We start from the raw sequence: 26,225 nt of genomic DNA on the forward strand, positions 1-26,225 counted from the left end.
CATGCGCCTGGCCGGCAAATCGGCGCTGATCACGGGTTCGGCCCGTGGCATCGGCAAAGCGTTTGCCGAGGCCTATGCGCGCGAGGGTGCCACCGTCGCCATTGCCGACATCAATCTCGGGGCTGCCGAAAACACGGCCGCCGAGATCGGCAGCAGCGCCTATGCCGTCAAACTCGATGTCACCGATCAGGCCTCCATCGACGCCGCTGTGAAGGCGGTGGAGAGCAGGGCCGGCGGCCTCGACATCTTGATCAACAATGCCGCCTTGTTCGACCTCGCGCCGATCGTCGAGATCTCGCGGGCAAGTTACGAAAAACTGTTCTCCGTCAATGTCGCCGGCACGCTGTTCATGCTGCAGGCGGCCGCCCGATCGATGATCGCGCGGGGCAAGGGCGGTAGGATCATCAACATTGCAAGCCAGGCCGGACGGCGTGGTGAGCCGCTGGTGGCTGTGTACTGCGCCACCAAGGCCGCGGTCATTTCGCTGACCCAGTCGGCGGGGCTCGACCTGATCAAGCACCGCATCAACGTCAACGGTATCGCACCCGGTGTCGTCGACAGCGACATGTGGGACGAGGTCGATTCGCTGTTCGCCAAATACGAGAACCGGCCGAAGGGCGAGAAGAAGAGACTTGTTGGCGAAGGGGTACCTTACGGCCGGATGGGGAAACCCGAGGACCTCGCCGGCATGGCGGTGTTTCTGGCCAGCGCTGACGCCGAATACATCGTCGCCCAGACCTACAATGTCGATGGCGGCCAGTGGATGAGTTGAGGGGGGCCGGCCTCTTCTCGTCCCTCCGCGAGAGGCAGAGGCCAACATCAGAGGCCGTATCGGCCTCGCAAGGCATGTGCCGTCCCTTACCCTCTCCCACGAGGACGGGGAGAGGCGGAGTAACGAGGCCGAAGCTCGGCCAAAGGGTAAACAGATGACCGTGAAACTCTCTTCCGCCACGCTCGCCAACCTCCCCGCCAAGGTTGCCGGTCCGAAATACGACCGTGCCAGGCTGAAGGCCGGCATCGTGCATTTTGGTGTCGGCAACTTCCATCGCTCGCACCAGGCGGTCTATCTCGACGATCTGTTCAATGCGGGCATCGGCCATGACTGGGCGCTGGTCGGCGCCGGCGTGTTCGAGGGCGAGAAGATCGGCCGCGGCAAGCTGGAAGAGCAGGACTGGCTGACCACGGTGGTCGAGCAGGATGACGGCCATATGAGCGCCCGAGTCACCGGCGCGATGATCGACTTCCTGATGCCGGGCGATGCGGCCGGCATCATCGAACGCCTGGCCGACCCGGCGATCAAGATCGTCTCATTGACCATCACTGAAGGCGGCTACTTCATCGACCCGGCGTCGGGCGTCTTCAACCCGGCTCATCCCGACATCGTCGCCGACACCCAGCCGGGCGCCACCCCGAAGACGGTGTTCGGCCTCATCCTGGCCGGGCTGGTGCGCCGGCGCGACGAGGGCACCGTGCCGTTCACCGTGATGTCCTGCGACAACATCCCTCACAACGGTCACGTCACCTCCGACGGCGTCATTGGTCTGGCACGGCTGATCGACGAGGATTTGGCGAACTGGATCAGCGAGCATGTCGCCTTCCCGAACGGCATGGTGGATCGCATCACGCCTGCCACCACCGACCGCGAACGCGGCATCCTGGCCAAGGACTTCGGCATCGAGGACAACTGGCCGGTGTTCTGCGAGCCGTTCCGGCAATGGGTGCTGGAAGACCGTTTCACCGATGGCCGTCCGCCGCTGGAAAAGGTCGGCGTGCAGTTCGTCAGGGATGTCGCGCCCTATGAGCTGATGAAGATCCGCATCCTCAATGGCGGCCACGCCACCATTGCCTATCCGGCCGGACTGATGGATATCCATTTCGTCCATGAGGCGATGCAGGAGCCGCTGGTGCGCGGCTTTCTCGACAAGCTCGAGCATGACGAGATCATCCCGACGGTGCCGCCGGTGCCGGACACGGTGCTGGAAGACTATTACCAGCTCATCGAGAAGCGCTTCTCCAATCCCAAGATCGGCGACACCATCCGCCGGCTCTGCCTGGACGGCTCCAACCGCCAGCCGAAATTCATCATCCCGACCATCGCCGACCGCTTGAAGTCAGGGAACAGCGTCGCCGGCCTGGCGCTGGAATCGGCGCTGTGGTGCCGCTACTGCTTCGGCACGACCGACAGCGGCGCTGTCATCGAGCCCAACGACCCGAGCTGGGACCGGCTGCAGGCAACGGCAATGGCGGCAAAGGACGCTCCGGCCGCCTGGCTCGCGATGGAAGACATCTATGGCGATGTCGGCCGCGCCACGGCGTTTGTCGAGGCCTTCGCCCATGCGCTCAACGTGCTGTGGGCGAACGGCGCGCGTGCCACGCTGACGCGTTACATCGCCGGCAAGCTCTGAGAGCTATCAGCCGTCATGACGCCTGAACTGGTCATCTTCGACTGCGATGGCGTGCTGGTCGACAGTGAAGCGCTCTCCGTCTCGGCGCTGCTCGGCATGATCGAATTTGCCGGCGGCAGCATCAGTGAGGACGCCGCCTACGAGCATTTCCTCGGCAAGAGCATGAAAAGCGTGCGCGAGATCCTCGGCCGCGACTTCGGCCTGGAGATCACCGATCAGCATCTGACCGCCATGCGCGTCGACCTGATGCGAAAGTTCCGTGAGGAGCTGAAGCCTATTCCCGGCGTCAAGGAGATGTTGCCGAAGCTCGGCCTGCCGTTATGCGTCGCCTCCTCGGGCACGCTGGAACGCATCCGCTATGCGCTCGATGTCACCGGCCTGCTGGGGCTGATGGAGCCGCATCTGTTCAGTGCCGCCATGGTCGCAAAGGGAAAGCCGGCGCCCGACCTTTTCCTCCACGCCGCCGCCACCATGCGGGCGCATCCGCGCAAATGCCTCGTCATCGAGGACAGTCCGGCCGGCGTCGCGGCGGCGCGCGCGGCAGGCATGCGCGTCTTTGCCTTCACCGGCGGCTCGCATGCCGGCAACCCCGCACTGAAAGCGCGGCTTGCGTCGACCGAACCGGACTTTATATTCGCTGACATGCTGCAATTGCCCGATCTGATTGCAGGCCTGGGAGCGAGAGTTAGAGCATCTTGACGAAACAGTTTGTTTGCGCGGTCGATGTCGGCACCGGGAGCGCTCGCGCGGGCATTCTCGACGCCAGTGGCAGCTTGCTCGGCCGTGCCGATCGGCCGATCGCCATGAACCAGCCAAGGCCCGATCACGCGGAGCATGATTCGCGCGATATCTGGTCGGCGGTCTGCATCGCCGTACGTGCCGCCCGTGAAAAAGCCGGCGTTGCGGCGCAAGATATTGTCGGCATCTCGTTTGATGCCACCTGTTCGCTGGTGGTGCGCGACCGCCAAGGCGACCAGCTCAGCGTTTCGACCACCGGCGACAAGCGCTGGGACACCATCGTCTGGCTCGACCACCGCGCCATTGCCGAAGCCGACGAATGCACGGCGAGCAGCCACGAGGTGCTTAACTACATCGGCGGCGTCATGTCGCCGGAGATGGCGACGCCGAAGCTGATGTGGCTGAAGCGTAACCTGCCCAAGACCTGGAATGAAGCCGGCTATCTTTTTGACCTGACCGATTTCCTGACCTGGCAGGCAACCGGCTCGCTGGCCCGCTCGCAATGCACGTTGACCGCCAAATGGACTTACCTCGCGCATGAAGATACCGCCTGGCAGCGCGATTTCTTCGAAATCGTCGGCCTCGATGACCTTTTTGAGCACGGCAATTTGCCGGAGCGCGCCAGTCCGGTCGGCGCCGACATTGGCCCGCTGACGGCGCAAGCGGCGGCGGAGCTCGGCCTGACGGAAAACTGCCGGGTCGGCGCCGGTGTCATCGATGCCTATGCCGGTGCGCTTGGCGTGCTTGGCGGCTTTGCCGGCGACGAGCAGGACATCGGCCGGCATCTGGCGTTGATCGCCGGAACGTCGAGCTGCGTCATGGCGATGTCGCCCGATCCGCAGCCTTTTGCCGGGGTCTGGGGACCCTATTATGGCGCGGCGCTGCCGAAGCTGTGGCTGTCGGAAGGCGGCCAATCGGCCACCGGCGCCCTGCTCGACCACATCATCCGCTGGCACGGCGCCGGCGGCGAACCGGACGCCGCCATGCATGCCAAAATCGCCAGGCGTGTCGCCGAACTGCGCGCTGCCGAAGGGGAAACCCTTGCCGCACGCCTGCATGTGCTGCCTGACTTTCACGGCAACCGCTCACCGCTTGCCGACCCGCATGCCGTCGGCGTTGTCAGCGGGCTGACGCTGGATTCCTCCTTCGACAGCCTGTGCAAGCTCTATTGGCGCACCGCCGTTGGCATCGCGCTCGGCGTGCGCCATGTGCTGGAGGCGCTGAACGAGAATGGTTACCTGATCGATACGCTGCATGTCACCGGCGGCCACACCAAGAACCCGCTGCTGATGGAGCTCTATGCCGACGCCACGGGCTGCACGGTGGTCGAGCCGCTGGCCGACGAGGCGGTGCTGCTCGGCACCGGCATGGTGGCGGCGACCGCCGCCGGGTTGTTCCCCGACCTCAACGCCGCCTGCCTTGCCATGCAGCAGGGCGGCAAGAGGCGCGCCGCCAACCCGGCCGCCGGCGCCCGCTTTGATCGCGATTACCGGATATTCCTCGAGATGCACAGGCAGCGGCAGGCGCTCGACGCGATGCGCTAGAGCAATTCCAGGAAAAGTGTGAGCGGTTTTCCGTCAGGAATTGCGTCAAAACAAAGAGTTAGAGCGGTTCGCCGTTTCCCATGAAACGGTGAAACGCTCTAGGCTTTTTTTGCGCTATTGCTTGCGCAGCGACGCGCCCGACGTCGCGTCGAAAAGGTGGATGCTTTCCTCCTCGAAGGTGTAACGGACGGGGGCATTCAGCACCGGGCATTCGCGCGCCGGAACCAGCGCACTGACCTCCTTGCCGCCGGAGCCGAATGTCACCAGCGCATCATTGCCGTGGAATTCGATGAGATCGGCAGTGCCTTGCAATATGCCGGCGGTGCCGGCACCGGCCGTCTTCAGGTCCGGAGGCCGGATGCCCAGCACGGCGCGATAGCCTGCCTCGAGATGAAAGCCGGAGCCGTCTATCGAAAGCACCGTTCCGGCGCCGGTCAGTGTCCAGCCTTTGCCGGCCCGACTGACCGTGACCTCGACGAAGTTCATGTTCGGCGTGCCGATGAAGCCGGCCACGAACATGTTGCCGGGCCGACGGTAGATTTCCGCCGGCGAGCCGATCTGCTCGATGACGCCGTCCTTTAGCAGCACGATGCGATCGGCCAGCGTCATCGCCTCCAGCTGGTCATGCGTGACGTAGACGGTGGTGGTCTTCAGCGACTGGTGCAGCCGCGCGATCTCGACGCGCATATGGTTGCGCAGCTTGGCGTCGAGATTGGACAACGGCTCGTCGAACAGGAACACTTTGGGCGTCTTGATCATCGCCCGGGCGATCGCCACGCGCTGCTGCTGGCCGCCGGACAGCTCCGCCGGCTTGCGGCCGAGATAGGGCTCCAGCCCGAGCGTCCCCGACACCGCTTCGACCCGCTTCTTTATCTCCACCGCCGGCACCTTCTGGCGCCGCAGCCCGAAGGCGATGTTGTCGAAGATCGTCATGTGCGGATAGAGCGCGTAGTTCTGGAACACCATGGCGATGCCGCGGTCGCCCGGATCGAGATCGTTGACCACCTTGCCGCCGATCGAGACCTCGCCGCCACTGATATCCTCCAGCCCCGCCAGCATGCGCAGCAAGGTCGACTTGCCGCAACCGGACGGGCCGAGGAACACGACGAATTCGTGCTCCTCGATTGAGAGGTTGAGGTCGCGGATGACCGTGGTGGCGCCATAGGCCTTGTCGACATGGGAGCAAACGATCGCGGACATGGTCAGCCCTTCTCGCCGGTCAGCAGGATCTGCAGCTTGACGTCTTCCGGCTTGCCTTCGGCAGCCCGCTCGAATGCCTTGATGCTGTCGGAGAAATCATAGGTGCCGGTGATCAGCGGCTTGAGATCGACCTTGCCGGAGGCGATGAGCTGCAAGGCACGGTCGAAGATGTTGGCGTAGCGGAACACCGTCTCGATGCGCACCTCCTTCGAGATTGCCGCCGGCACGTTGAGGACCACCGGCTCCACCGGCAGCCCGACCAGCACCACCGCGCCACCCGGCCGCACGACATCGAACAGATTGGCGAAGGCCTTTGGGCTGCCGCTGGCCTCGAAGACGATGTCGGCACCCCAATTGTCGGTCGCGGCAGCGACTGCATCGGCCAGTGACTGCTCGCCGATATTGACCGGCACGATGCCGGCATACTGCGCGGCGATCTTGAGCTTGGGCGCGGAAAAATCGGAGATCAACACTTTCGAACAGCCGCCGGCAAGGGCGGCAAGCGCGATCATGATGCCGATCGGGCCGCAGCCGACGACGACGGCGACATCGCCCGGAACGATGCGCGCGCGGCTTGCCGCCTGCATGCCGATGGCGAAGGGCTCGACCATGGCGCCTTCGGCGAACGAGACATTGTCCGGCAGTTTGTAGGTGAAGGCGGCCGGATGCACGGCGTAGGGCGCGAGCACGCCATGCACCGGCGGCGTCGCCCAGAAGCTGACGTCGGGGTCGACATTGTAAATGCCGAGCTTTGTCGCGCGCGACGACAGGTTCGGCACGCCAGGTTCCATGCAGACTCGGTCACCGACCTTGAACGCCTCGACATTGGCGCCGGTCTCGATCACCGTTCCCGCGGCTTCGTGGCCGAGCACCATCGGCGCGCGCACGACATAGCTGCCGATGGCACCATGCGTGTAATAGTGCACGTCGCTGCCGCAGACGCCGACCGTGTGGATGGCGATCTTGACATCGTCCGGCCCGACGTCGAGCGGCAACGCAATCTCGCGCAGCGACAGTTCGCCTTTTTTCTCAAGCACCAATGCCCGCATCGGGTAATCCTCGCATCAAGTCTTTTTTTGCCGGAAAACGGAATTCAGGAAGCCGCTGAGCACACCGAGGAACAGCAGCGGCGGCAGCGACAGCAGCACGACCGAGGCATTCAGGATCCCCCAGGGCACGTTCATGCCTTGCTGGGAGAGTTCCGAGGCAACGATCGGCAAGGTCTTGGCGTTGGAACTCGACAGCATCAGCGCGATCAGGAACTCGTTCCAGACCAGGACGAAGCTGAAGGCAACCGCCCCTGCCAGGGAGCGGGCGGCGACGGGCAGCGCGATCCGCCAGAACACCGAATAGGCGCCGTAGCCATCGACGAAGGCGGCTTCCTCGATCTCCTTCGGCACGCTTTGGAAGGCGGGGATGGCGAGCCACATGATCACCGAGATGGTGAGCAGTGAATAGGTGATGATCAGCGCCGGCAAAGTGTCGTAGAGGCCGACCTGCAGCCAGATCACCATCAGCGGAATGGCGACCGCCACAGGCGGCAGGAAGCGCAGCGACAGCACGAAAAACTGGATGTCGCCGGCCCAGCGGTTGGGATAGCGCGCCACCGCGTAAGCCGCAGGCAGGCCGAGCACGACGCCGATCAGCACCGCCGAACCGCAGGCGACGACCGAGTTGTAGAGTCCGGTGAGCACGCTGTCGCGGCCGATAATATAGCTGATGTTGGCCAGTGTCGGCGTGAACACCAGGCGCGGCACGCGGGTGATGATGTCGACATTGTTCTTCAGCGCATTGAGCGCCGTCCACAGCAGCGGAAACACCGCCATGAAGCCGGCAAATGCCAGCACGATCCTGCCGATCAGACGCCCCGGCCTCATGCCTGCACCCGCTTCCACAGCATGGTGAAGGTGATGACGGTGGCGATCATCATCAGCACGGCCATGGCTGAGGCGTAGGAGACCTTGCCGGACTCGATGAAGCCTTGCGAGAAGGCGTACATGTCGAGCGTTTCGGTGGCCACGCCCGGTCCACCGCGGGTCATGACATAGATCAGGTCGAAGGAGCGCAGCGATTCGATCATCTTGACGAACATCAGGCTGATCAGCGGCGCCTTCAACATCGGCAAGGTGACATAGGCGTGGATCTGCCAGCGCTTGGCGTGGTCGAGCCGCGCCGCCTCGATCGGCTGCGGCGGCAGGGTTTCGAGCAGCTTCAGCACGATGACGGCAAAGAACAGCCCCCATTGCCAGACATCGACCGACGCGACGGCGAACAAGGCCGTCGCCGGCTTCGACAGCGGGTCGAAGATCAGCCCGCCGGTCAGCAGCCGGTACGGGTAGGTGGCGATGCCGTAGAGCGGGTGATAGGCGAATTTCCAGACGAAGGCCGCCGAGACGCGCGGCAAAAGCACCGGGATGATGAACAGCAGGCAGTAGACATTGCGCAGGCGTGGGCTGGCGACCTCAAACATCAGCACGCCAAGTCCGACCGCCACCACCATGGTCGCAACCACGGTGACGATCTCCCATTTCACCGACACCCAGACCGCGTTGAGGAAGCGGCGGTCGAGGAACAGGTCGACGAAATTCGACAGCCAGACCCAGGAATAATCAGGCGTGCTCAACTCGCGATTCTGCAAGGCGATGACAATGGCGTAGAGCGTCGGCACCATCGACAGCACCAGAAGAATGGCGATGGTCGGAACGACGAAGGTGACAGGGAGCGACGTGCGTCGGGCCATTGGCATCTATCCTCGCTTGCGTCTCGATCGTGTCGGCATGGTTTCTCCTAGACTCCTTGTTCTGACGCAATTCCGGACGGAAAACCGGTCACACTTTTCCTGGAATTGCTCTAGGGAGCAAACGGTCCCGTGGCGCGCAGGTCCCGGCATTGCCGGCAATGCCGCGGCCCGCGCACCACGGGCGGGAGGATGGCTCTATTTCTTCTTCGTCAGCTCTGTCGCATAGGCCTCGAGCTCGTTGAGGCCGCCCTTGACGTCGGTGCGGGTGCCGGTGACCAGTTCCTCGAGGATGATGCCCCAGCGGTCGCCGAGATCCGGCCAGCGCGGATCCTGCCAGAAGTTCACCGCCGTGACCTTGCCGGTTTCGGCCAGCGCCTGGCCGAGATCGGCGCCATAGATGTCGGCGAATTCCTTGCTGGAGAGGATGCTGGTGCGGTTCAGCTCACCGAACTGGTGGGCGTCGAGCCGGCGCTTCTCATTTTCCTTCGATGTCGCCCAGGCGATGAACAGGCCGGCGCATTTCTTCGAAGCGTCGTCGGCATTGGCTTTCGACGCGATGGCGAGGCCATGGCCGTAACCGCCGCCGGTGAGCGGCGCCGGCGGTGGCAGGAAGCCGATCTTGCCGACCACTTGCGAGGTCTTCGGGTCGACCGCCATGCCGGACAGCGGCGTCGATTCGACGAGGATGGCGACCTGGCCCGACAGGAAGGCGCCCGTCGATTCATCCCAGCTGCCGGTCTGCGTGCCGGGCGCCGAATCCTTGAACAGCTTAAGATAGGTCTCGGTCGCCTTGACCGCCGCTTCCGAATTGAAGGCCGGTTTGTCGCCGTCGAACCACTTGCCGCCATAGGCCTTGAAGAAGGGCATCCAGCGCCAGACATTGGCGCCCGAGCCGCGTGCGCCGCGCAGTGCGATGCCATACATGCCCTTGTCCGCATTGGTGAGTTTCGGCACGTCGGCGATCAGCTCGTCCAGCGTCTTCGGCGGCTGGATGCCGGCGGCCTCGAGCACATCCTTGCGGTAGACCATCAGGTCGCCGCCGCCGGTCAGCGGCGCGAACCAGACCTTGCCGTCATAGGTCGCGACCTTCTGGCGGCCGGGATCGAAGTCGGCATAGTCATAGTCAGCCGGGTAATAATCGGTCAGCGGGACGATCCATTTCGACGAGGCGAACAAAGCGACGTTGGCTTCGTCGACATAGTAGACATTGTAGTTGCCGACGGTGGACGCATCGGCGCGCGATTTTGCCCGGCGGTCGTTCTCGTTGAGATAATCGATCTGGAAGCTGGCCCCGGCAAGCTTCTGGAACTCGGCCTTGGAGTCCTCCAGAAGCGTCAGGCCGTCACGTGGCTGCGCCAGCACCTTGACCGGGGCCGAGCAGACCGGCGCCTGTGCCAGAGCGATGGTTGAAACTGTAGCGGAAAGCACGAAAGCTGCGCCGAGGCTGGCAGCGAGCCTAACTGGTTTCATGATCTTGTCTCCTCCAGAATATGTCCCAGGAAGCGCAAGTCCTCGGGTTACGCGATCCTCACTATCGCCCGAACGACATGCCACCCATCGCCAAAATGAGGAGTTCAATCAGGGCAAGCTAGAAGCCCCGTTGCAGAAAACCTGTACTTTTATGCATTGTGCAGCGCAAAATGCGGCAACTCGTGGCGAAGTCTTTCACACGAGTATCGATCCCGCCTAAGCCGTTGATTTTAGAGCGCGCTTAAGCGCGCAGCGTCAGCCGCTGCCGCGACAGTTTGCGATAGGAGGACGGCGTCATCTTGTGCTTGCGCAGGAAGGCGCGGTTGAAGTTGGAAATGTTCATGTAGCCTACCTGGAAACAGATGTCGGTGATCGCAACATCGGTGTCGGCCAAGAGCTTGCAGGCCTGCCAGAGCCGGAGCTTGGCGAGGTGGTCGCTGAAGGAGTTGCCGGTGTTCCTCTGGAAGAAGCGCGAGAATGTGCTCTCGGTCATTCCGGCAAGTTCGGCCACGTCAGGCAGTTTCAGATCTTCGGCGAAATGCTGGAACAGATAGGTCAGCGTGCGCTGGATGATGTCGAGCGAGGCGGCGTCGAGAGCCGGCGAGAAATCCGGCGACGACAAGAGCTGGTATTCGTCGGTCCTGGCCAGGAGGTCGACCAGTTCGAGGAACAGGCAGAGGCGGGCGAGGCCATGCACCGTGCCCATCCGCTCCATCAGTTCGGCACCTTCCAGCGCCGTGCGGTCATGGAAGACCATCCCGCGCAGCGACCGTTCGAGGAAAGGCTCGAGTTCGCGCAGTTCCGGCAACAGCCCCGCCGAGCCACGCAGCCTCTGTGCATCGAATTGCAGCACTATGTCGCGGCCTTCGATCAGCTCGCCCGGCTGCACCGCCGTCACCCAGTCATGCGGCAGCCCGCCGCCGACGATGGTCAGGTAGCCGGGCCCGAACTCGCCGATGTGATCGCCGACCAGGACGACGCCGGAGGATTTTCGCAGCAGATGGATTTCGTATTCCGGATGGAAGTTCCAGACATTGCGTTCCCAGGGATAGTCGTCCAGCCGCCACAGGAAACTGTCGCTCGCCTCGGTGACGATGTGTTCGAAGGCCGGTGCTGTGCGCGGGATAGCGGCCGGGTTTTTTCGCTGTCTGAACGCCATCCTCTCCTCCCGGCGGGTTCGCTGGCTGCCGATCTCCAAGGCAATCCGTAACAGCCCAGGGCCGGCAAGGGAACGAGGCAACGGCACCCCTGGAAGGGTGCTGGCTCAATTGGTGCCCGCTCCTCCTCCCTTGCCTTCATGTCGCGTTTCGTCCAAAAGCTGACGCAAACGCCGCGAAACCGAAGGTTTTGCCGTTTGACATGCGGCTTCCGGCGCTTTGCCGACGTGCCGTATCTGGAAAGAGCGGAACAATGTCTGCGATCGAAGCCGGCGCTCGCGCGCCGGAAAATCTTTGGCGTCAGGAAATCAGGGCAACGCTGGCGCTGGCCTGGCCGATGGTGCTGACCAATCTCGGCCAGACCGCGATGACGGCCACCGACGTCATGATGATGGGACGTCTCGGAGCCGATACGCTGGCCAGCGGCGCCCTTGGCGCCAACCTCTATTTCATGCCGCTGATCTTCGGCCTTGGCCTGATGCTGGCGACGTCACCGATGATCGCGACCGAGCTCGGCCGCCGCCGCCATTCGGTGCGTGATTTGCGCCGCACCGTGCGCCAGGGCCTGTGGCTGGCGATCCTGATCTCGATCCCGATCTGGCTCGTGCTCTGGCACGGCGAGGCGATCCTGCTGGCGATGGGCCAGGAGCCTGATCTGGCGCACCAGGCCGGCATCTATCTGCGCTGGCTCGAATGGGCGGTGCTGCCTTTCTACGGCTATATCGTGCTGCGCTCGTTCATTTCGGCACTGGAACGGCCGGGCTGGGCACTGGTCATTGTCTTCGTCGCCGTTGCCTGCAACGTCTTCTTCAACTGGGTGTTCATGTTCGGCAATCTCGGCGTGCCGGCCATGGGCATCTCAGGCTCGGGCCTTGCGACCTCGCTGTCCAGCACACTGATGTTCGTCGGCATGGCTGTCGTGGTGATGCTGGAGAAGAAGTTCCGGCGCTATCATCTCATCGGTCGCTTCTGGCGATCCGACTGGCCGCGCTTCAAGGGCCTGCTGCGGCTTGGCCTGCCGATCGCGGGCATCCTGGCTTTCGAAGTGACGATCTTTAACGCGGCGGCGTTACTGATGGGCCTGATCGACGCGGATTCGCTCGCCGCGCACGCGATCGCGATCCAGATCGCTTCGATCTCCTTCATGGTGCCGCTCGGCCTCAACCAAGCGGTGACGGTGCGCGTCGGGCTTGCCCATGGCGCCGGCAATCAGGAAGGCGTGTCGCGCGCCGGCTGGACCGCCTTCGTCATCGGCGTCTCGTTCATGGCGCTGATGGGGCTGGTGATGATCCTGTGGCCGCATCCGCTGATCAGCGCCTTCATCGATCTCGCCAACCCGGCTAATGCCAGGGTGATCGCGCTTGCCGTCTCGTTCCTGGCCTTTGCAGCACTTTTCCAGGTCTTCGACGGCGCGCAAGCGGTCGCCGCCGGCATGCTGCGCGGCCTGCACGACACCAAGGTGCCGATGATCTATGCCGCGATCGGCTATTGGGGCGTCGGCCTGCCGCTCGGCGTGCTGCTCGCCTTCCATTTCGGTTTCCACGGCGTCGGCATCTGGATGGGCCTGTCGACGGGGCTGGCCGTGGTGGCGGCGCTGCTGCTGGGGCGCTGGCTGCGACGGGATAGGATCGCGACGCCGCTGGCAGTTGGGCATTGAAATAGAACGGCCGCCGGTTTGGCGGCCGTCATGTCCTGACGTTGCGGCTCATTGAATGGAGCCTTTAGGAGTGCTGCGAAACGTCCGCTAAGCGCCGCATGCCGGTCGTTCGAAGTGGTGGTCGCCGCGCCCATGCGTTTTCGGGACGGACTCTCCCTTCCATCCGTCAGAAGCGTCATCAGGAGAGTTTAGCTTGCGCATTCGTGTAGCAAGGTTGTGATTTTCGCATCAAGATTGCGGGCGACAGCAAGGGCCTCCAAACTACCATAAGGGAGCAGACAACTCTCCATTTTGTCATAGGAGACATGCACGCCATCGGGACGTTCATCAACAAGGACTGTGACTGGAGCGTAAGATCCAGCATCGGGAACGTGTTTGACCATTTCTTTCATGATGAGTGGATTGCCCACCAAAAACCGCATGCTTTTAGGAGTGTCGAGCCCAGTTTCGCGGCGCAGAATGGCGCCCAAGTCGAATTCCGTGAAGAGCATGAGACCTGTGCGGCCCAGGCCGTTTTGCACAACGCGCTCCAAATCCGAGAAGGAATTTGCAGCCCTCGTCGACTTGAAAAATTCGACCATGTCAGGTTGCCCGACCGCTGACTTGAGCGCGGCCACAACGGCGTCGAATGGTTTGGAACACGTCAGGCTGAAGCGCTCAACCTCGACCTTTGCAATTGTCATTTCTGTCTCCGCAACAGCTCTCAAGAATAAAAGTGCAACCGATCGCGCCGCGATTATGCAAGCACCGATTACGCTTCCAGGAAGGTTCGGGCGTGGCTGACGAACAATTCGGGGTACTGAAACAGCGAGCCGTGGCCTGAATCGGGATAGAGGACCAACTGGGCGTTGCTTAGGGCCTTGAACATTGCGTAGGCGTTGTCCGCCGGCAGCATGGTGTCGTGGCTGCCGCTGACCACAAGGGCGGGCTGCTGGATGGCGCGCAGAGTGGCGTGCTCGGGATCAGGAGTGGCGCACCAGGTAATCAGCGCCTTGGCCTGCGGATCGGTCACCGTGCTGCCGTTATCGGTATCCCGATCTTCCTTGCGCACCTTCGCCCGCTTCAGAAACGCCAGGCCGGCCGACTGGCTGGCGGACGACTTCGTGAAGAACAGCGGCAGGCGGGGGTCCGGCGCCTCGGTTTGGGAAAACGCGTCCTGCAGAACCGCCAATAGGTGTTCCTCTCCGCCTTTCGGAGCGGTGCCTACGAGGATGAGCTTGCGGACCAGCGTTCCCTGCTTGGCGGCGATCTGCTGCGCGACGCAGCCGCCGAGAGAAAAGCCCAGCAGGTCGACTTGGGAGAGGCCGAGCAGATTGATCAAGGCGACCGCGTCTCGGGCCATCGCCTCGATATTGTCGGGCGTTTGGCCTGTCGAGCGGCCGACCCCGGCGTTGTCAAAGGCGATCACCGGGCGATCGGCGGCCAGGACATTCACGACCGCGGGATCCCATGCATCGATGTTGCCCGAAAAATGCTGCAGGAGAACCAGCGGCGTTCCGGACGATGGGCCGAGGCGGCGATAGGCAAAGCGGATCCCGCTGCCTTCGATGTAACGGGTGGGCGCCGTTTCTAGCGTGGCGTCGTCCTGGCTCGCGGTGTCGAGTTCAGTCATGTCATCCTCCGGATGCTTGGCGTAAAATAAACTGGTGCGGTTTTTTGCCAGGTCTGAGCCGCTCGCGGTCCAAGGCATTGCGTAGTCCGCCGAGCACGCGCGATGCTCCCGGCACGAAAGTGCCGGGAGCGGTATCCTCACTTCACGAGTGCGGCCTTTTCTATCACCGCGGCGACTTCCTTCGCGTGGACGACGAGGGAGGCGTGGCTGCCGGCGACCTCGGTCGTCTGGGCCTTCATCCTGTTGGCGAACATCTTCTGGACCTCGGGGGCGATGACCTTGTCCTTCGTGCTGATCACATAGAATGTCGGCTTATCGTGCCAAGCTGCCGTATCGACGGGAGCCTCGAATGCGGTGTGGTTCAACGGGAGTTGATGGTTTGCCAGGGATTCGGCGATCTCCGGCGGAAGGTCGGCCGCGACTGCCGAAGGGAACACTTTGGGATCGATGTAGAGGTCGCCCTTTTCGTCGGGATGAATAGCCACGCCGCCTTCGGTTGCTGGACCGCTCTTGGCCAGGGTGGCCAGGGATTGTCCTACTTCGGGGGCGAATGCGGAGACATAGACGAGCGCCGAGACCTTCGGATCGTCACCTGCTTGCGTGATCACAACGCCGCCCCAGGAGTGACCAACGAGAACGGTCTTGCCCTTCTGTTTCGCGAGCGCCTGTTTGGTGGCATCGACGTCCGCTGCGAGGGAGGTGAGCGGGTTTTCGACGAGCGTTACGTTGTAGCCCTTCTTCGTGAGGATATCGGCAACCGGCTTCCAACTCGTCTGGTCGACGAAAGCGCCATGGACGAGCACGATATTATGAGCCGCTCCCTTGGGCAGTTGAGCCGATTGGGCGGGGGCGGAAATTGTTGCTCCGGCCATGAGGACGGTGGCGACGGAAAGTAGAAGATTTCGCATTGATTGCTCCTGTTGAGATGACGGACGACGCGGGTCCGAGGAAGGGCAGGCGTGTCGGCAAAAGTCGCGGTTCTTCCATCTGCCGTTTGAGCTTTGCCGCGTGACTTGTTGGCTCGACTTGCGATCAGTTAGTACATGGAGCGTTCGGACGTTAGGCATCAATCGTCCGAATATTGTGTCTGACCGTCCGTCGTATTAACATCGGGAGGATGGATATCCTCGCTGAAGTGCTGGATCGCGTTCGTCTTGGCGGGACCTTGCTGTTCCACTTCGAACTCGGCCATCCCTGGAATCTCGCGTTGCCAAAGCGCCCCTACGCCCTGTTCCACTATCTCAGCAGCGGCTCGGCTACCCTCGCGCTCGAACAGGGACGAGAGCTCCACATGACCGAGGGCGACTTTGTTGTCGTCACGCGTGGCGAGCCCCATGTGATCTACTCGGATAGCCGGACGGAGCCGTTACCGATACTCGACATCGATCGACTAGACGGGCGTCTTGGCCTCATTCGTCATGGAGGCGGCGAGCAGCCGCTTGCGACGATGATCTGCGGTAATTTCACTGTGGCACGGCCTTCGCGCGGTAGCGTTTTGGAATTGCTTCCGCCCCTGCTTCTCCTGAAGCCGACGGAAGACGGAGGATGGCTCGAGGCGATTCTGCAACGCATGGTGAACGAGGCGGCGTTCGAGCGTCCCGGACAAGGCGTCGCGCTCTCACGTCTGACTGAAGTGCTCTTCGTCGAGGTTTTGCGAAGCTGGATCAAGTCGCTCGGCCCCGGAGAAGGCGGGTGGCTGGGGGCGATGGCGGACCCACACATAGGACCGGCACTTCAGTTGATCCACGAACGGCCGGAGCGGCCCTGGACGCTAGGCGATCTCGGGCAAAGCGTGGGACTTGGTCGTTCGGCGTTTTCGGCTCGCTTCACCAAGCTTGTTGGCGAGTCCATGTACCGCTATCTGATCGCACGCCGGATGTCGGAGGCCGCGTTTCTGCTCGAAACAAGCGACGAGGGGATTGCACGGATTGCGACCCGTGTCGGCTACGAGACCCCGGCCGCGTTTTCGAAGCTGTTCCATCGACATCACGGCCTATCGCCTGGCCGCTATCGAGCAGTTCGCCGGTCTGACGGCTGCCGAAGGCAAGGAGGCGTTCTGGAAGCAGAAGTCGCCGATTGACCACGACCAAGCTGGCATCTGCCCGACGACTGTCAGGTAGATCTGATGTCCCCCTACTGCTTCAGCACGGCGAGGAAATCGGGCACGTCCTTGAGTGCTGCCGCACGGGCAGCCGGATTCAGTCCTGTGTGCGCCACACCGTCGCCATTGGCGGTGTAGGCCAACCCATGCAGTTCGTGCAGTTTCTGCGCCTCATTGTCGAAATCATGATAGGCGCCGGGATAGAGGACGAGCTTCACGCTGTCGGGGTTGGCGTCCGCCAGCGTTTTGCAAGGCTTGGCCGGAGTCCAGTCATCCGCCTCGCCCATCACAATCAGGAGCGGCACACGGGTCGCCCAATCGCCTTTTTCGGCCGGGGCCGTGCAACCCGGGTAGAAGGCGACCGCCGCGCGAAAGTCCGGTGAGCCAGCCTTCGGTCTGTCCTTCGGCCGAACCGTGTACAGGACAGTCGAGCCGCCGTTCGACCAACCAAGCAAGGCGATGGCGGCAGGCTTCACATAGGGCAGCGTCTGCAAATAGCGGCGGGCGGCGTTGGCGTCCTCCACCCGCTCGCGATAGGGCTCGACCTCCCGGTCGCCGTTCGTGCATTGCGGGCCCAGTCCGCGCGAGCCGAAACTGTCCGGAAAGATCACGACATAGCCGAGCGCGGCCAGGCGTTGGCCCCAATCGGCATGGCGCGGGCTGAGGTCCGCGCCGTTCTTGCTGCTCCACAGGCCGCTGCAACCATGCATGGCGACGATTGCCGGAAATGGCCCTTGCCCCTGCGGCTTGAACAGCCTTGCGTCCAGCGTCGCCGGCTCGTCCTTGCCGTCAGCCGGAATGCTGACGCTTTCCGGTGCCTGCTCGGCGGCTATGACGGGCTGGGCCGTCCAAAGGGCAAACAGGCCCGCGAGAACGACAAGATTTTTCGCCTGCATCGCTGAAGCCCCTCCCTGCCGAAAGCCGTTATGCTCACAGTGAGGCGCAGGCCGGCTTCTCGCAAATCACGGTTGCGTGGCGAAAGGGCCGACTAGGTCAAATCGCAAGATCGGTCGAGCGCGATAGATCCGGAAGGGTCTAGCTGGTGCCGCCACGGAGGAAGAGACGGCGAAAGCGTCCCTTGAAACCGATCATGCTAGTTCAGTGCGAGAGTCGATTGAAAGTCCTTGGTGTTGTTGCGATTGGGGTATGGCTGGTCCGGCACCGACACACCGAGATGCAGGCAAAGCGGCTCCCACCCATCTCCCAGATTGTGGACCAGCAGCCGAGCCGGCGGCACTGTCGCAATGACCGCGCCTATATTGGCTTCGTAGACGGCTATGGCATTGGCGCGATCGTGCGGGCGGCCGCCGAAGACCTGCCTGGAGATCAAGGCAAGACCCAGCGATTCCTGATCCGTGCTCTGGCTGATGCCTGCAAGGATCGTTTTCTCGAAGCTTTCCCACCAACTTTCGGGCGAACGGTACGTGAGGACGACCCGCGCGTCCGGATAGAACTCAATCAGATCGCGCCAATAGTGCGCCGATGGCCAGTCGATGCAGGACACGTAGCCGGCAAACAGTCTATTCCAGTCCGGTGGCGCGCCCTTCGCCAGCGCGCGCCAAAGCCGCTTCTGGTCTTCATTGGCCATGACTTCGAACATGTGATGACAGGGGCCGAAGCCAAGGATCGTCAGGGCCTCGCGCATCGAATCCGTTCCTGTCCGGCCAAAGCCCGTTCCAATTACCCTTATCGCCATTGTCCCCCCAGATTCAGGCCGCAGCCAGATCAGCCGCTTGCGAACACCATCCGCAGGCGGTTTCCGTCAGGGACGGAAAGGTCCGACGCACTCTTCATCGGCTGTCGTCTGCCTGCGGCGGGATAACATTAACTGTGAATAATATGCCTGTCTTGGGCATAGTTCGGGTCGACCGGTCCCGGGCGCGTATTCGCCCGTGGTCGTCGGGTCGTTGCCGGCCCTGCTGTCATTTGCGATATCCGGCGTTACTCGCCGCCGATGGTGCCGAACACAAGATGCCTTCGGCTCAGCGCGACGCCGCCTGCTTCTCCAGCGAACGGGCGTATTGCGTCAGCGGGAAGCACATGACGAAGAAGATCAGCGCCACCAGCCCGTAGACCTTGAACGGTTCGAAGGTGGCGTTGTTGATGGCGTTGGAGGTCCGCACCAGCTCCTCGAAGCCGATGATCGAGGTCAGCGCCGTCGACTTGATCAGCTGCACCAGGAAGCCGACCGTCGGCGCTCGGGTGATCGAGAACGCTTGCGGCAGGATGATCAGCCTGAGCTCCTGGAGATAGTGCAGGCCGAGGCTGGCGCCGGCATCCCATTGGCCACGCGGCAGCGCGTCGACGCCGGAGCGCCAGATCTCGGCGAGATAGGCGCTGGCGAAGAAGGTGAGGCCAAGCACCGCCGCCGTCCAGGGCTCGATGCGCAGGCCGAGCATCGGCAGGCCGAAGAACATCAGGAAGAGCTGCATCAGCAGCGGCGTTCCCTGGAACAGGGCGATGTAGCCGGAGGCGATGCGCCGGCTCCATTTATTCTTGGAGATCCTGAAAAACAGCACCGCCAATCCAACCAGCGCACCGCCGACAAAGGCGGCCAGCGACAACAGCACCGTCCAGCGGGCGGCGAGCAGAAGGTTGCGCACGATGTCCCAGAAGGTGAATTCGATCATGACACGCCAGCTCCGAGCGCGCGGCGCCCGCCGGTGACCAGAAGCCGGCGCAAGGCCATCGACAGAGCGAGGTAGACCAGCGTCACCACGAAATAGGTCTCGAAGGATCGGAAGGTGCGTGCCTGCAGCATGTCGGCCTCATAGGTCAGCTCGCGCACCGCGATCTGCGAGACCACGGCGGACTCCAGCATCATGATGACGATCTGGCTGGTCAGCGCCGGATAGATGATCTTGAGCGCCTGCGGCAGCACGATCTTGATGAACACCTGGCGGGGCCTCAAGCCCAGCGCCAGGGCGGCTTCCGTCTGCCCGCCCGGCACGGCATCAAGGCCGGCGCCGACGATTTCGATCGTATAGGCTGCCATGTTGAGCGTCATCGCCAGCATGGCGGCCAGGATCGGGTCGAGCCTTATGCCGAGGCTCGGCAGGCCGAAGAAGATGAAGAACAACTGCACCAGGAATGGCGTGTTGCGCATCACCTCGACATAGCAGGCGATGCCCCGCTTGAGCAGCACGGGGCCGTTTCGCCTTCCGGCGGCACCTAGGATGCTGAGCAGCGTGCCGGCCAGCGTGGTGACGGCGATCAGCAGGATCGTCGTCACCGCGCCGTGCGCGATGTCGCCCACGGCACCCGGGAGCCAGGCAAAGGCCACGGAAACTCAATCCTTGAGGTTGTCAGGGTTGAGCGGCGTCTTCAGCCAGGCTTTCGAGCTTTCGTCCAGCTTGCCGTCGGCCAGCATCTTGGCGATGGCTTCGTTGACCGCCTTCTTCAGAGCGTCCTCGTTCTTGTTGAGGCCGATATGCGAGGGCGAGGTCAAAAGCTGGAACTTCTGCTCCGGCTTCAGCGCATCCTGCTTGGCCAGCACCTGGGCGCCGACATCATTGCCGACGACCATCAGCTGGGTCTGGCCGGAGATGAAGGCCTGGATGACCGAATTGTAGTTGTCGAAGCGCTTGATGTCGGCCGATGCGGGTGCGGCCTCGGTGAGCGAGGTGTCCTCGAGCGTGCCGCGGTTGACGGCGATCGACTTGTCGGCAAGATCTTCCTTGCCTTTGACCGTCATCGCCGCCGGTCCGATCACCGCGATGTAGTAGGGCGCGTAGGCGGCGGCGAAGTCGATGACCTGCTCGCGCTCCTTCGAGTAACCGACGCTCATCAATATGTCGACGCGATGGTCGTTCAGATAGGGGATGCGGTTCTGGCCGGTGACGGCGACCGGGTTGAGCTTCACCTTGAGCGTGTCGGCGATGTACTGCGCGACATCCATATCGTAGCCCTTGAGGCTCATATCGGCGCTGGCCGAGGAGAAGGGCGGGAAATCGGCGAAGACGCCGACATTGATGGTGCCGGCCTTGGTGATGTCAGCCAGCGCGTCGGCATTGGCGGCCTGCGTCGCGAAGCCGAAGCCGGCGGCACCCAGCACCAGGATGGCGGCGATGGATGATTTCAATGTTTTTTGGATTGTCATTGGTATTCCCCTTCTGGAAGCTTTTGATTTGTTTGAAGCGGCCGCCGGCTCCAGCGCGGTGGCCGCTTTTACTTTGTGAAAATCAGGCGCCCTTGCTTGTGATAGCCGGGCTGAACACCATCAGGCTCAATATCTCGAACAGCACCTGGGCGCCGGCATGCGCCGTGTTGGTGGTGGCGTCATATTGCGGCGCGACCTCGACGACGTCGCCGCCGACGATGTTGAGGCCCTTGAGGCCGCGCAGCAGTTCGAGCACTTCGCGCGTCGTCAGCCCGCCGACTTCCGGCGTGCCGGTGCCCGGAGCGAAGGCCGGATCGACGCTATCGATGTCGAAGGAGACATAGGTCGGGCCGTCACCGACGATCTTGCGCGCCTTCTCGATGATGGCGGGAATGCCCAACCCGGTCACCTCTTCGGCGTGGACCACGGTCATCCCGGACTCGTAGGTGAACTCCCACAGATATTCGGCCGAGCCGCGAATGCCGATCTGGATGGTGCGGGTGGGGTCGAGCACGCCGTCGAGCACCGCGTTGCGGAACGGCCCGCCATGGTGGAACTTGGTCATGTCGAACAGGCCGCTGGTGTCGCAATGGGCGTCGATGTGGATGAGGCCGACCGGAGCCTTCTTGCCGACCGCCTTCAGGATCGGATGGCTGATCGAATGGTCACCGCCGACCGACAGCGGAATGACGCCGGCATCGACGATCTGGTTGGTGCGGCGCTCGATATCCTCATGGCTGATCTCCAGCCGGTAGCGGCTGCGGAACGGCGTGTCGCCGATGTCGGCCACGCGAAGCTCATGCGTCGGGGCGCATTCCAGCACGTGATTGTAGGGGCCGATGCGCTCGATGGCGCGCAGCGCCCTCGGCCCAAAGCGGGAACCCGGGCGGTTGGTGACGCCAAGATCCATCGGCACGCCGATCATGGCCACCTGCAGATCGCCGAAATCCGGGTTCTCAGCGGCGATTTCACGGTAGGGCGCGGCAAGGAAGGTCGGGATGCCGGAATAGGGCGCCAGCCTGGTGCCGCTCTTGGAAAAGATCTTGTCGGCGACCTTGCGGAACTTCGGGTCGAACATTTCGCCGCCATGGCTCTCGCCATATTTGCGACGCAACGCGTCGAGCTTGCCGCGATCGTAACCCATATCCGTTCCTCCTGGCTGATACAGTGCGACCGTCGGCGACCTCAAGCGAACTGGCCGGGTCGCTGTCCCGCGGGCTGCCTGCAAATTTCACGTCTTGATGCTTGTTCCGAGCTGAAGTGTCCGGCAGCCGCATTGAAAAATCAATTGATATTGTTAGGGTGTTTCCTGTGAGAAAATCTCACAAAGATGTGGAGCATCATGGCCAAGCGCCTGCCACCCCTGAACCCGCTGCGCGCCTTCGAGGCTACGGCGCGCCATGGCTCGCTGACCAAGGCGGCGGGTGAGTTGAATGTCACGCATGGCGCCATCAGCCACCAGATCAAGGCGCTGGAGCAGTCGCTCGGCGTCAAGCTGTTCGAGCGTGTCGGCCAGAGGGTCAAACTGACGCCGCATGGCGCGGAGCTTTTGCCGGCGGTGTCGACAGCCTTCGACGGCATCGCCGCCGCCACGCAGCGGCTGACGCGGCCGGCCAGCAGCGGCGCGCTGTCGGTGTCCTGCGTGCCGGCGCTGCTGCTTCTGTGGATGACGCCGAGGCTGGGCAGCTTCACCGCGCAATATCCCGACATCCAGCTGACGCTCATCCCCTCCAACGATCCCAGGGATATCCGCGCGCCGCATATCGATGTCTGCGTCCACTACGGCAACGGCAGCTGGGCCGATTGCTGGATGCGCAAATGGTCGGGCCTTGAACTGTTTCCCGTCGTCAGCCCGACCTTGATCAACAACCGGCCGATCCGCAGCGTTCGCGATCTCGCCGATCATGTCTTCCTGCATGGCGATGACGGCCGCGAATGGCACACCTGGCTGGCAACCGCCGATGCACTGGATCTCGAGCGCGGCCGCCGCCATTATCTGGGCGATGCACGCATGGCGACCGAAGCCGCGGTGCACGGCCATGGCGTGGCGCTGGGCGATTCCGTTACGGCAAGCGCGCTGCTGGCCAGGGGCATGCTGGTCGCGCCGTTCAGCCTGTCGGTGCCGGCGGTCGATGAATTCTACATCGTCTGCCGCAACGAAATGCGGACCACACCGATCGTGCAGGTGTTCATCGACTGGCTGTTCGCCGAGAAGGCCGGGGACGACGGCCGCGCCGACGCTCCCGTGGCGGGGCGCATCATCAGCCGCCGCAAGCGTCCGCAGCTTAAGGTCATCGGTGCCAAGTCCGCAGGCTGAGATTGGCCTGTCCACGGTCATATGCAGGCCGTTCTTTTTGTCGGGCCAGCTTGAAAGCGGGCAGCGTTCTAGCCAATTCGATGCTATGAGGCCTGTCGCGATTGTGGGTGGCAGGCAGCGAAGGCGGTAACCAGATATGGCAAAGACCGATATTGCGCGGCGCGTCTACAACCACACCTGGAAGCTCGACCCGATCGTGCGCAGCCTGCTCGACACGGACTTCTACAAGCTTCTGATGCTGCAGATGATCTGGGGCATGTATCCCAAGGTCGAGGCCACCTTCTCGCTGATCAACCGCACCACTTCGGTGCGGCTGGCCGACGAGATCGACGAGGGCGAGCTGCGCGAACAGCTCGACCATGCCCGCACGCTGCGCTTCTCGAAGAAGGAAATGATCTGGCTTGGCGGTAACAATTTCTACGGCCGCAAGCAGATCTTCGAACCGGAATTCCTGGCCTGGCTGGAGAATTTCCGGTTGCCGGCGTACGAACTGTGCAGGCGCGACGGCCAGTACGAGCTGACCTTCAGCGGGCCGTGGATGTACACGACGCTGTGGGAAATTCCGGCGCTGGCTATTATCAATGAGCTCCGTTCCCGCGCGGCCATGCGGGCGTTCGGGCCCTTTGCGCTCGATGTGCTCTATGCCCGCGCCAAGGCCAAGATGTGGGCCAAGACCGAGCGGCTGAAGGCGCTGCCCGGCATCCGCATTTCCGACTTCGGCACCCGCCGGCGCCATTCCTTCCTCTGGCAGCGCTGGTGCGTCGAGTCGCTCAAGGAAGGCATCGGCGAGGCTTTTGCCGGCACCTCCAACGTGCTTCTGGCGATGGACAACGACCTCGAAGCGCTCGGCACCAACGCGCATGAATTGCCTATGGTGTTCGCTGCGCTGGCCAACTCAGAGAAGGAGCTGAAGCAGTCGCCCTACAAGGTGCTGCAGGACTGGCAGCGCTACTATGGCGGCAATTTGCTGATCGTGCTGCCCGACGCCTTCGGCACCGCCTCCTTCCTGCGCGACGCGCCGGACTGGGTGGCCGACTGGACGGGCTTCCGCCCCGACAGCGCGCCGCCGATCGAGGGCGGCGAAAAAATCCTGTCCTGGTGGCGCGAGAAGGGCAAGGACCCCAGGCAGAAGCTGCTGATCTTCTCCGACGGGCTCGAAGTGGAAACCATCGAAGAGACCTATCGGCATTTCAAGGGCAAGGTGCGCATGTCCTTCGGTTGGGGCACCAACCTCACCAATGATTTCGAAGGCTGCGCGCCGATCGAGACCAACAGCCTCGACGCGATATCGCTGGTCTGCAAGGTCACCGAGGCCAATGGCCGGCCGGCGGTGAAGCTCTCCGACAACCCGGCCAAGGCGACGGGGGACGAGAAAGAGATCGAGCGCTATCTCAGGATTTTTGGGGCGAAGGACCGCGTGGAGCATCTGGTCAAGGTTTGAGCTGACATGGGACTCATAGATAGTTCGAGTTCCTTCACGCCCCCCTCTGTCCTGCCGGACATCTCCCCCACGAGGGGGGAGATTGGCAGCTCGCTCGATCGGCGCTTTTCTTGCGACGTTGGAGATTGGTGAGGGCGGAGATGAAGTTCAATCTCCCCCCTCGTGGGGGAGATGTCCGGCAGGACAGAGGGGGGCGCCGTAGAGCGCCGTCGTCCGCTGTTGGCGATACTACCTGTGGCGCTGTGGCTCTTCTCACCAACTGCCGCCTTCGCCCATGCCTCCGACCGTGGCCACGTCCTGCTCCTGCCCACCGGCTACTACCTCACCGGCGGCGCATTCGCCGTAGCGGTCAGCTTCCTCGTGCTGGCGCTGCTGCCTGCGGCTTCCCTTCACCGTTTCTGGCGCCGGCGACTGCCGCTTTTCACCCTCGGCGACAGCGCCCGCGCCGCCGTCAGCTTGATATCCTTTGCCGGCTTTGCAATCCTCATTGCTGCCGGCTTTTTCGGCAGCCGCGACCCGCTCTCCAACCCGCTGCCTCTGGTGATCTGGACGCTGCTGTGGGCCGGCGTCACCTTGCTGCAAGGCGTCTTCGGCGACCTCTGGTCGTGGCTCAACCCTTGGTATGGGCCGTGGCGCCTCGCGCAGCGCCTTCTCGGCACAGGCGATGAGGGGTCATGGCGCCTCCCCCAATGGATCGGCTGCTGGCCGGCGGTCATCTTTTTTTTCGCCTTTGCCTGGTTCGAGCTGATCGATCCGGCGCCCGACGATCCGGCTCGCCTTGCATGGGCCGCCGGCCTCTACTGGCTGTTTTCTTTCCTCACCATGCTGGCGTTCGGCTATCCCCAGTGGAGCCGCAGCGGCGAGTTCCTGACCATCTTCTTCGCGATGGTGGCGCGTTTCGCGCCGGTCGAGCGCGATGAGGAAGGCCGGCTTGCGATGTGCTGGCCAGGCGCCAAGCTGCTCGCCGGCGAGCCTTTGCCGCCCAGCGGCGTCGCCTTCTTGCTGCTGGCCCTGTCCTCGGTCTCTTTCGACGGCCTGTCGAAAACCTTCTTCTGGCTCGGCCTGTTCGGCGTCAACCCGCTCGAATTCCCCGGCCGCACCGCCGTGATCGGCAGCGGCACTTTCGGGCTCGTGCTGACATTCCTTTTGCTGGCGGCGGTGTTCCCTCTCGCCGTCATCCTTGGCCAGCGTCTGGCAGGCGGCGATCAGCCGCTCGTCCGGGCAGCCGGCCTGCTGGTGTGGTCGATCGTGCCGATCGCGCTCGCCTATCATGTCGCGCATTATCTAACGGCGCTGCTGGTCGATGGCCAATATGCGGCAGCCTCCCTGTCCGACCCGTTCGCGCTGGGCTGGAACCTGTTCGGTACCGCCGACATGCCAATCGAAGCCGGCATCGTCGCCGGCGCGGAGTCGGCCTGGTGGCTGTGGAACATCCAGGCCGGCGCCATCATCCTGGGCCATGTGCTCGCCGTCCTCGTCGCCCACGGCTTCGCCTGGCGCCGGCATCCGCAGCCTGCCCGCGCCGCGCTCAGCCAGTTTCCGCTCACGCTGCTGATGATCGCCTATACGGGGTTCGGCCTTTGGTTGCTTGCCACACCGACCGCCGGATGAGAAAAGGGCGGCCCCGATATCGTTGGGGAAAGCTCGCTTGCCACATCAAGGCTTTGGTGATTTAGTTTGTACACATGCAATTTTTCGCCTCCTCTGAGCGAGGATGCCGAAGCCGCCTTATCGTTGGTCAAGA

Annotated in this window: 24 protein-coding genes; 9 read left to right on the forward strand and 15 right to left on the reverse strand. The window is 63.1% G+C overall.

Annotated elements, in window-relative coordinates; translation table 11 throughout:
* The first annotated feature begins 1 nt into the window (after position 1).
* The 4 genes from HGP13_RS02635 (at position 2) to HGP13_RS02650 (ending at position 4,687) form a co-directional block, all read left to right on the forward strand.
* On the forward strand, positions 2-772 hold the full coding sequence (locus HGP13_RS02635) for an L-iditol 2-dehydrogenase (RefSeq protein WP_172234594.1): 771 nt from the start codon (positions 2-4) through the stop codon (positions 770-772).
* 154 nt (positions 773-926) lie between these two features.
* Positions 927-2,405: a mannitol dehydrogenase family protein gene (locus tag HGP13_RS02640; protein WP_172221126.1), complete on the forward strand. Its 1,479-nt coding sequence runs from the start codon at positions 927-929 to the stop codon at positions 2,403-2,405.
* Between the two features lie 15 nt (positions 2,406-2,420).
* On the forward strand, positions 2,421-3,104 hold the full coding sequence (locus HGP13_RS02645) for an HAD-IA family hydrolase (RefSeq protein ID WP_172221129.1): 684 nt from the start codon (positions 2,421-2,423) through the stop codon (positions 3,102-3,104).
* Positions 3,101-4,687, forward strand: a complete 1,587-nt coding sequence (locus HGP13_RS02650; RefSeq protein WP_172221132.1) for an FGGY-family carbohydrate kinase — start codon at positions 3,101-3,103, stop codon at positions 4,685-4,687. The genes HGP13_RS02645 and HGP13_RS02650 overlap by 4 nt, the downstream gene beginning before the upstream one ends.
* Positions 4,688-4,801: 114 nt before the next feature.
* Here the strand turns inward: HGP13_RS02650 and ugpC are convergent, their stop codons facing one another.
* From ugpC to HGP13_RS02680, 6 genes are all read right to left on the reverse strand, one after another.
* Positions 4,802-5,887, reverse strand: coding sequence for a sn-glycerol-3-phosphate ABC transporter ATP-binding protein UgpC (ugpC, locus tag HGP13_RS02655; RefSeq protein ID WP_172221135.1), 1,086 nt, complete (start codon positions 5,885-5,887; stop codon positions 4,802-4,804).
* 2 nt (positions 5,888-5,889) lie between these two features.
* Positions 5,890-6,936, reverse strand: a complete 1,047-nt coding sequence (locus HGP13_RS02660; protein WP_172221138.1) for an NAD(P)-dependent alcohol dehydrogenase — start codon at positions 6,934-6,936, stop codon at positions 5,890-5,892.
* A gap of 15 nt (positions 6,937-6,951) precedes the next feature.
* On the reverse strand, positions 6,952-7,764 hold the full coding sequence (locus tag HGP13_RS02665) for a carbohydrate ABC transporter permease (protein WP_172221141.1): 813 nt from the start codon (positions 7,762-7,764) through the stop codon (positions 6,952-6,954).
* A complete protein-coding gene (locus HGP13_RS02670; protein WP_172221144.1) occupies positions 7,761-8,627 on the reverse strand; it encodes a sugar ABC transporter permease in 867 nt (288 codons plus the stop codon). The genes HGP13_RS02665 and HGP13_RS02670 overlap by 4 nt, the downstream gene beginning before the upstream one ends.
* 195 nt (positions 8,628-8,822) lie before the next feature.
* Complete coding sequence (locus HGP13_RS02675) at positions 8,823-10,097, reverse strand: sugar ABC transporter substrate-binding protein (RefSeq protein WP_172221147.1); 1,275 nt, start codon at positions 10,095-10,097, stop codon at positions 8,823-8,825.
* A gap of 241 nt (positions 10,098-10,338) precedes the next feature.
* Positions 10,339-11,256 (reverse strand): AraC family transcriptional regulator, encoded by a 918-nt coding sequence (locus HGP13_RS02680; RefSeq protein WP_172221150.1) that lies wholly within the window; start codon positions 11,254-11,256, stop codon positions 10,339-10,341.
* Between the two features lie 251 nt (positions 11,257-11,507).
* Here HGP13_RS02680 and HGP13_RS02685 point away from each other — a divergent pair, with 251 nt between their 5' ends.
* Entirely contained in the window at positions 11,508-12,911 is a 1,404-nt protein-coding gene (locus HGP13_RS02685) for an MATE family efflux transporter (RefSeq protein WP_172221153.1), read from the forward strand.
* 188 nt (positions 12,912-13,099) lie between these two features.
* On the opposite strand, the gene HGP13_RS02690 is transcribed toward HGP13_RS02685, so the two are convergent.
* From HGP13_RS02690 to HGP13_RS02700, 3 genes are all read right to left on the reverse strand, one after another.
* Positions 13,100-13,594, reverse strand: coding sequence for a DUF302 domain-containing protein (locus tag HGP13_RS02690; protein ID WP_172221156.1), 495 nt, complete (start codon positions 13,592-13,594; stop codon positions 13,100-13,102).
* A 68-nt stretch (positions 13,595-13,662) separates the two neighbouring features.
* Complete coding sequence (locus tag HGP13_RS02695; RefSeq protein ID WP_172221159.1) at positions 13,663-14,523, reverse strand: alpha/beta hydrolase; 861 nt, start codon at positions 14,521-14,523, stop codon at positions 13,663-13,665.
* A gap of 137 nt (positions 14,524-14,660) precedes the next feature.
* Positions 14,661-15,431 carry an alpha/beta hydrolase gene (locus tag HGP13_RS02700; protein ID WP_172221162.1) on the reverse strand — a complete coding sequence of 257 codons (771 nt, stop codon included), beginning with the start codon at positions 15,429-15,431 and terminating at the stop codon, positions 14,661-14,663.
* Positions 15,432-15,640: 209 nt separating this feature from the next.
* On the opposite strand from HGP13_RS02700, the gene HGP13_RS02705 reads away from it, so the two are divergent.
* A complete protein-coding gene (locus HGP13_RS02705; RefSeq protein WP_172221165.1) occupies positions 15,641-16,603 on the forward strand; it encodes an AraC family transcriptional regulator in 963 nt (320 codons plus the stop codon).
* 53 nt (positions 16,604-16,656) lie between these two features.
* Here the strand turns inward: HGP13_RS02705 and HGP13_RS02710 are convergent, their stop codons facing one another.
* From HGP13_RS02710 to speB, 6 genes are all read right to left on the reverse strand, one after another.
* A complete protein-coding gene (locus HGP13_RS02710; RefSeq protein WP_172221168.1) occupies positions 16,657-17,520 on the reverse strand; it encodes a dienelactone hydrolase family protein in 864 nt (287 codons plus the stop codon).
* A gap of 197 nt (positions 17,521-17,717) precedes the next feature.
* On the reverse strand, positions 17,718-18,320 hold the full coding sequence (locus tag HGP13_RS02715; RefSeq protein ID WP_172221171.1) for a sulfotransferase family protein: 603 nt from the start codon (positions 18,318-18,320) through the stop codon (positions 17,718-17,720).
* A 286-nt stretch (positions 18,321-18,606) separates the two neighbouring features.
* Positions 18,607-19,254 (reverse strand): amino acid ABC transporter permease, encoded by a 648-nt coding sequence (locus HGP13_RS02720; RefSeq protein ID WP_172221174.1) that lies wholly within the window; start codon positions 19,252-19,254, stop codon positions 18,607-18,609.
* The gene (locus HGP13_RS02725; protein ID WP_172221177.1) at positions 19,251-19,907 is read right to left on the reverse strand and encodes an amino acid ABC transporter permease; all 657 of its coding nucleotides are present in this window, start codon (positions 19,905-19,907) and stop codon (positions 19,251-19,253) included. Before HGP13_RS02725 ends, HGP13_RS02720 begins: the two co-directional genes overlap by 4 nt.
* Before the next feature lie 6 nt (positions 19,908-19,913).
* Positions 19,914-20,723 (reverse strand): transporter substrate-binding domain-containing protein, encoded by an 810-nt coding sequence (locus HGP13_RS02730; RefSeq protein WP_172221180.1) that lies wholly within the window; start codon positions 20,721-20,723, stop codon positions 19,914-19,916.
* Positions 20,724-20,805: 82 nt separating this feature from the next.
* A complete protein-coding gene (gene speB / locus HGP13_RS02735; RefSeq protein WP_172221183.1) occupies positions 20,806-21,867 on the reverse strand; it encodes an agmatinase in 1,062 nt (353 codons plus the stop codon).
* 198 nt (positions 21,868-22,065) lie between these two features.
* Between speB and gcvA the strand changes: the two genes are divergently transcribed.
* The 3 genes from gcvA to HGP13_RS02750 all read left to right on the forward strand — a co-directional run bounded on the left by gcvA (position 22,066) and on the right by HGP13_RS02750 (position 26,092).
* Complete coding sequence (gene gcvA, locus HGP13_RS02740) at positions 22,066-23,040, forward strand: transcriptional regulator GcvA (RefSeq protein WP_172221186.1); 975 nt, start codon at positions 22,066-22,068, stop codon at positions 23,038-23,040.
* A gap of 136 nt (positions 23,041-23,176) precedes the next feature.
* Entirely contained in the window at positions 23,177-24,481 is a 1,305-nt protein-coding gene (pncB, locus tag HGP13_RS02745) for a nicotinate phosphoribosyltransferase (RefSeq protein ID WP_172221189.1), read from the forward strand.
* 171 nt (positions 24,482-24,652) lie between these two features.
* A complete protein-coding gene (locus tag HGP13_RS02750; RefSeq protein WP_172221192.1) occupies positions 24,653-26,092 on the forward strand; it encodes a hypothetical protein in 1,440 nt (479 codons plus the stop codon).
* Positions 26,093-26,225: the final 133 nt, after the last annotated feature.

This window comes from Mesorhizobium sp. NZP2077 (genome assembly GCF_013170805.1).
In the GTDB taxonomy this organism is placed as follows: Bacteria; Pseudomonadota; Alphaproteobacteria; order Rhizobiales; family Rhizobiaceae; genus Mesorhizobium.

Excerpts from the sequence above, each read along its gene's own strand:
- HGP13_RS02635 (WP_172234594.1), top strand. The coding sequence starts at position 2 with ATGCGCCTGGCCGGCAAATCGGCGCTGATCACGGGTTCGGCCCGTGGC.
- HGP13_RS02640 (WP_172221126.1), top strand. The coding sequence starts at position 927 with ATGACCGTGAAACTCTCTTCCGCCACGCTCGCCAACCTCCCCGCCAAG.
- HGP13_RS02645 (WP_172221129.1), top strand. The coding sequence starts at position 2,421 with ATGACGCCTGAACTGGTCATCTTCGACTGCGATGGCGTGCTGGTCGAC.
- ugpC (WP_172221135.1), bottom strand. The coding sequence starts at position 5,887 with ATGTCCGCGATCGTTTGCTCCCATGTCGACAAGGCCTATGGCGCCACC.
- HGP13_RS02660 (WP_172221138.1), bottom strand. The coding sequence starts at position 6,936 with ATGCGGGCATTGGTGCTTGAGAAAAAAGGCGAACTGTCGCTGCGCGAG.
- HGP13_RS02665 (WP_172221141.1), bottom strand. The coding sequence starts at position 7,764 with ATGAGGCCGGGGCGTCTGATCGGCAGGATCGTGCTGGCATTTGCCGGC.
- HGP13_RS02670 (WP_172221144.1), bottom strand. The coding sequence starts at position 8,627 with ATGGCCCGACGCACGTCGCTCCCTGTCACCTTCGTCGTTCCGACCATC.
- HGP13_RS02675 (WP_172221147.1), bottom strand. The coding sequence starts at position 10,097 with ATGAAACCAGTTAGGCTCGCTGCCAGCCTCGGCGCAGCTTTCGTGCTT.
- HGP13_RS02680 (WP_172221150.1), bottom strand. The coding sequence starts at position 11,256 with ATGGCGTTCAGACAGCGAAAAAACCCGGCCGCTATCCCGCGCACAGCA.
- HGP13_RS02685 (WP_172221153.1), top strand. The coding sequence starts at position 11,508 with ATGTCTGCGATCGAAGCCGGCGCTCGCGCGCCGGAAAATCTTTGGCGT.
- HGP13_RS02690 (WP_172221156.1), bottom strand. The coding sequence starts at position 13,594 with ATGACAATTGCAAAGGTCGAGGTTGAGCGCTTCAGCCTGACGTGTTCC.
- HGP13_RS02695 (WP_172221159.1), bottom strand. The coding sequence starts at position 14,523 with ATGACTGAACTCGACACCGCGAGCCAGGACGACGCCACGCTAGAAACG.
- HGP13_RS02700 (WP_172221162.1), bottom strand. The coding sequence starts at position 15,431 with ATGCGAAATCTTCTACTTTCCGTCGCCACCGTCCTCATGGCCGGAGCA.
- HGP13_RS02705 (WP_172221165.1), top strand. The coding sequence starts at position 15,641 with ATGGATATCCTCGCTGAAGTGCTGGATCGCGTTCGTCTTGGCGGGACC.
- HGP13_RS02710 (WP_172221168.1), bottom strand. The coding sequence starts at position 17,520 with ATGCAGGCGAAAAATCTTGTCGTTCTCGCGGGCCTGTTTGCCCTTTGG.
- HGP13_RS02715 (WP_172221171.1), bottom strand. The coding sequence starts at position 18,320 with ATGGCGATAAGGGTAATTGGAACGGGCTTTGGCCGGACAGGAACGGAT.
- HGP13_RS02720 (WP_172221174.1), bottom strand. The coding sequence starts at position 19,254 with ATGATCGAATTCACCTTCTGGGACATCGTGCGCAACCTTCTGCTCGCC.
- HGP13_RS02730 (WP_172221180.1), bottom strand. The coding sequence starts at position 20,723 with ATGACAATCCAAAAAACATTGAAATCATCCATCGCCGCCATCCTGGTG.
- speB (WP_172221183.1), bottom strand. The coding sequence starts at position 21,867 with ATGGGTTACGATCGCGGCAAGCTCGACGCGTTGCGTCGCAAATATGGC.
- gcvA (WP_172221186.1), top strand. The coding sequence starts at position 22,066 with ATGGCCAAGCGCCTGCCACCCCTGAACCCGCTGCGCGCCTTCGAGGCT.
- pncB (WP_172221189.1), top strand. The coding sequence starts at position 23,177 with ATGGCAAAGACCGATATTGCGCGGCGCGTCTACAACCACACCTGGAAG.
- HGP13_RS02750 (WP_172221192.1), top strand. The coding sequence starts at position 24,653 with ATGTCCGGCAGGACAGAGGGGGGCGCCGTAGAGCGCCGTCGTCCGCTG.